The organism is Roseofilum sp. (assembly GCF_982964205.1).
In genome coordinates this window covers 1-4,897 of the sequence record NZ_CEZBFX010000191.1, presented here as the reverse complement: position 1 = coordinate 4,897, position 4,897 = coordinate 1, and the positions used below count along the sequence as shown (strand labels likewise).

Below are 4,897 nucleotides of genomic sequence, written 5' to 3'. Positions count from 1 at the left end.
CGATTGCAGATAGGAAGCTAGGTTATCTGTCTGTATATTGGTCGATATAGATTAACCAGCTTGCTCATCTGCATTGATAGCCAACTATCTAACCTTAGTTTATGATGTCCCCATATAATCGCTGGTCTCAATTGCTGCAACGGTTGCCTTTACGAGCGGTGTTAATTTTGCCGTTTGTTCTGCAATTAGTAGTTACCGTTGGATTAGTGGGTTATTTATCCTATCAGAGTGCCCAAAAGAGTATCGATCATCTGGCTGAAGAATTAATGGAAGATCGAGCCTCCAAAGTTAAGCTCTATCTCTTAAGTGAACTCTCGACCTTATTCCAAATTAACCGAATCAATAGAGATGCTCTCAAGCACAATCAACTCGATCTCGATAACCTAGAAGAGATTGTGCAACACTTCTTGGTGCAATTAAACCAATTTCCCTCAGTCACAACCCTAATGTTAGGGTTACCCGAAGGACAGTTTCGTGTGGTTCACCGTAGTACGATTCAACCGGGAAGGGTAGAATTGGGGTATTCTAACCCAGAGAAACTGAATGAATTTATTGTCGATTTTATTAGCGAAGAAGGCGATCGCCAAGAAAACCTAGAAGTATTGTATCCTTTCCCCGTACAGGAGCGACCTTGGTACAAAGCAGCAGAGAGCGATCGCGCCCCCGGTTGGACAGAACCCTTTCAGATCGGAAAAGATCCCGTACTTGCCATTAATGCTTATGCCCCCTTCTACAGCGAAAACCAAGAACTCAGGGGTGTATTTTCCGTTAACTTAAGTTTAAAAGGCCTGCAACAATTTCTTCAATCTCTACCCATCTGTGAGGGTTGTCGGATGATCGTCCTCGATCGCCAAGGGAAGCTGATCGCCAGTTCCACCGCCGATCCCCCCTTTCAAGTCACCGTAGATACGACCGAATCAACACCAACGCAAATCTTTAAGCGCGTGGCTCCCAGCCAGAGTAGCGATCCAATTGTAGCGGCTGTGGGAGCGAATTTAGAACACCATAGTCCGATTCAGCCGGGACAGTCTATCTATCATCACTTAACCCTCACCCCATCCGGAGAAAGTCCGCAAAAGTATATCGTTTACCTCGCAGAACTGACGATTTCAGAACAACAGAAAAATATTCAAGGTAATCTATTTAGTCTCGAACTACCCAAGGATTGGCAGTTCGGGATGATTGTGCCTGAAACTGAATTTATGGGCCAAATTCAAGCGAATATCAACCGAACCATTGCCCTCTGTATCTTAGCTCTCGTTTTATCCATTGGTTTCGGTTTAGTCACCGCCCATTGGATTATCTATCCTCTGGTTCGCTTACACAACAGTAGCCAACAAATTGCCTCCGGAAATCTAGAGACTCCTGTGATGATAACGGGTATTGGTGTGGTTCATCGCTTGACTGATAGCTTTAGTCAGATGCAGCAGCAACTGAAAACGTCCTTCCGTACTATTGCTGAAAAAGAACATGAACTCACCCTGATTATTAACAGCTTACCTTTGGGTGTGGTAGTATTTAATCCCCAAGGAAAACTGATTTTAATTAACCCCAAAGGCCAAGAGATTTTACGAGGAAAGACTCCAGAGGCTTCCCTCGATCAGATCAACCAAGCCTACCAGGTTTATCAAGTAGGAACCTCCATGCTCTATCCTTTAGAGCAACTGCCTCTAGTGCTTGCCATTCAGGGAGAACAAGCCCACGCCGACGACTTAGAACTGAGAATCGATGGGGAGAGAATTCCCCTAGAAGTCCACGCTGCTCCCATTCACAACCTAGAGGGAGAGGTGATCTATGCCATTAATCTCTTTCAAGATATCAGCGATCGCAAACAAGCCGAAGACCTGTTGAAACATTATAACCAAATCCTAGAACAACAAGTGAGCGATCGTACCAGAGAACTCCATCACACCAATAAAGAACTCGAAAAAGCCAAACAAGCCGCCGAAAAAGCAAACCAAGCCAAAAGTGAATTCATCGCCAATATGAGTCACGAATTGCGTACTCCCCTCAACGCCATTCTCGGTTATCCTGCCCTCTTACAAAATAGCCCCCACCTCAGCAAAGAAGACCGCCACTATCTGCACCTGATTAACCAAAGTGGAACCTATTTACTCAGTCTGATTAATCAAATTCTTGATTTCTCCAAAATTGAAGCTGGACGTTTAACCTTAGACATGAGTTCTGTCAATCTTCATCACCTCATTGAAGAAATTCGTATTCTGTTTGACTTGAAAGCCACAGCCAAAGACTTACACTTCTCTATTAATCTAGCCCTCGATGTTCCTGTAGTGATTCAAACGGATGGGATAAAATTAAAGCAAATTTTAGTGAATCTGCTCAATAATGCCATCAAATTCACTTCTGTGGGGTTAGTGAGTTTGACCGTAAACAAAATCTCTACTCAACAAATTCAATTCACCGTTACTGATACAGGCGTGGGAATTGCCCCTGACGAACTCGAACACCTGTTTCAACCCTTTGTGCAAACAGAAAGTGGTCGTCATAGTCAAGAAGGAACAGGTTTAGGGTTAGCCCTCAGTCAAAAATTTGTACAGATGCTTGGCTCAACGTTAACAGTTGAAAGCGATCTCGGTAAAGGCGCTCAGTTTCAGTTTGAACTCAATCTTCAGGACGTAGTCGATCTGCCAACGCCTGATTCCCTCTCCTCAACGCAGGTTATACAGTTAGCTGCCGATCAGTCTAAATTCCGGATTTTAGTCGCTGACGATCGTCAAAGCAATCGACTTTTGTTAGTTTCTCTCCTAGAAGATTGGGGGTTTGAAGTACAGGAAGCTTTGGATGGAGAAGACGCAATAAACCAATGGAAAACTTGGCAACCTCATCTCATTTTTATGGATATTCGGATGCCCAATATGAGTGGAGAACAAGCCACCAAGGTTATTAAAGAGCAGGCACAAGATAATCCTCCTCTGATCGTTGCCATCACCGCTAGTGCCTTCGATCATCAGAGAGAAGCGGTGCGGGTTGCTGGCTGCGATCATATCATTGCTAAACCGTTCCTGCCTGTTGAGATTAGCAAAATTTTAGAACAGTATTTGGGCGTTCAATTCATTTATCAGGAACAACAAGAATTCATCCCATCTTTTCCAGATATTTTAAACAAGCAAGATCTAGCAACCCTTTCTATTCAATGGCTGGAAAAATTAGAATATGCAGTAATGATGGGAATGCCTGATGAGATGGATGAAGCGATCGATAAATTAGGAACTGAACAGCAGAAAATCGCTAACTATTTGCAAGAGTTAGTGGATAACTTTGATTTTCAAAAGATTCTGGATTGGGTTGAAAACGCTAAAAGTCATTGCCAAAATAGTGGATAATTAGGCCCTCTCGTTTCTTTTGTTATAAAATCATGCGTTTACCTCAATGAAATCACCGTTCTCCAATTGGAAGAGACTCCTCAAATATTTGCCTTTACGAACCGTTCTAATTGTCCCTTTTGTCCTACAACTGGTTACGGTGTTTTACGATCAAAACCAAAAACTCCAGGGGATCTTTTCAGTCAATTTAGACTTAAAACATATCCAAACCTTTCTCCAATCCCGTACTCTCTGTGAAGGCTGTCGAATTACGATCGTCGATCGCCAAGGACAAATAATTACCAGTTCAACTGAAGATCCGCCCTTCACCTTTAGCCCTCATCTCGATAGTTTGTGGTCTTCCACTCGTTTTAGCATTGGGAATGAGAGGACGAATAATTGCCCACTGTTGCTCAGTTAAGTTACTAGGATATCTTAATTTCATTTTATATGGAACAAGAGAAAACACGGTACTACCACTTTACCGATCGCTCTTCTCTTCGGGTTTTTCCTTTATTCTCTCTTTATAAATAGGCTCTAAGAAAAGCGTCTCATTCCCTTCGTAAAATAGGCTAAACAAAAAGTAGTGAGTCCAGCCATCCCCACAACGTTGAATGGTCGATTCAATAATAAAAGGATCGTGGCTAATAGTAGAATGCTACTGAATATATATCGACGTTTGAAGGACATGGTTAAACTCACTGGTTATGGACGATTCAAGGAAAGGGTAAAATTCAGTTTTCCCGATTGCCTTTTGCCTAGTGCTAACCGAGTAAAGCATCAAATTCAGCTTTTAAAGCTTTTACATCCGCTAGTCTAGCCACTAGTAGGTTATCATTGCCCGCCCGATCTAAACACTCTTTCCAATGCTGAATCCCTTCGGCGTTGTTCATCCAGTAATGGATAACAGTATCGACAACTTCATCCAATTCCCAACCCCTAGAGGGAGGCACGGGTTCGACAGATTGCAGAAATGCGTCTAGGGTACATTCATAAGTTGCAACATACTCAGCACCTTTGCGAGGATCGTCTATGGCTCTCTCTTGTTGATGATTGAAGAAATGTAAGATGGGTGAAACCCCCCAAATGTTAAAGGTATAGTCGTTTTAATTAAGATTGGGACAATCATGATGGGTTTACAACTCGAACGACTGTAGGAGTAAACGCCATTTGCTCTTACCGTTGTGTCCCATCCTTAATTAAAATAACTATATAATTCACCGGCTCTCCTCCTGAATCTTAGGGTGCGATCGCGCTTCAATAGCGGATAGACTTGACTATAATCGGCGATCGCCTGCTTTTAAGTAACTGATTGTACGAATTTTGGATCGATCTTGCCACTTTATGTTAAGATCCATAAAATATAACCCTTGGAGAGGTGGCAGAGTGGTTGAATGCGGCACACTCGAAATGTGTTAACAGTTAATAGCTGTTCGGGGGTTCGAATCCCTTCCTCTCCGTCTTCTTTCTCATAACGATTGCTGATTCCCTAGGGCTAGGCGCTATGATTGATTCGTTGCTTTATCAGAAAAATGGGTTGAAAACCCCGTCCTTTTAGGACGGCTTTGCGGTAC

Annotated in this window: 3 protein-coding genes and 1 tRNA gene; 3 read left to right on the top strand and 1 reads right to left on the bottom strand. The window is 42.9% G+C overall.

Annotated elements, in window-relative coordinates:
- Positions 1–101: 101 nt before the first annotated feature.
- Both AC3A14_RS24000 and AC3A14_RS23995 read left to right on the top strand, forming a co-directional pair.
- Positions 102–3,344 carry an ATP-binding protein gene (locus tag AC3A14_RS24000; RefSeq protein ID WP_318733152.1) on the top strand — a complete coding sequence of 1,081 codons (3,243 nt, stop codon included), beginning with the start codon at positions 102–104 and terminating at the stop codon, positions 3,342–3,344.
- Positions 3,345–3,390: 46 nt separating this feature from the next.
- On the top strand, positions 3,391–3,744 hold the full coding sequence (locus AC3A14_RS23995) for a hypothetical protein (protein ID WP_318733153.1): 354 nt from the start codon (positions 3,391–3,393) through the stop codon (positions 3,742–3,744).
- A 343-nt stretch (positions 3,745–4,087) separates the two neighbouring features.
- Here AC3A14_RS23995 and AC3A14_RS23990 read toward each other — a convergent pair whose 3' ends face one another.
- Positions 4,088–4,276 carry a hypothetical protein gene (locus AC3A14_RS23990; RefSeq protein WP_318733154.1) on the bottom strand — a complete coding sequence of 63 codons (189 nt, stop codon included), beginning with the start codon at positions 4,274–4,276 and terminating at the stop codon, positions 4,088–4,090.
- A 419-nt stretch (positions 4,277–4,695) separates the two neighbouring features.
- Between AC3A14_RS23990 and AC3A14_RS23985 the strand changes: the two genes are divergently transcribed.
- Positions 4,696–4,783 (top strand) — tRNA-Ser (locus AC3A14_RS23985).
- The last annotated feature ends 114 nt before the right edge of the window (positions 4,784–4,897 follow it).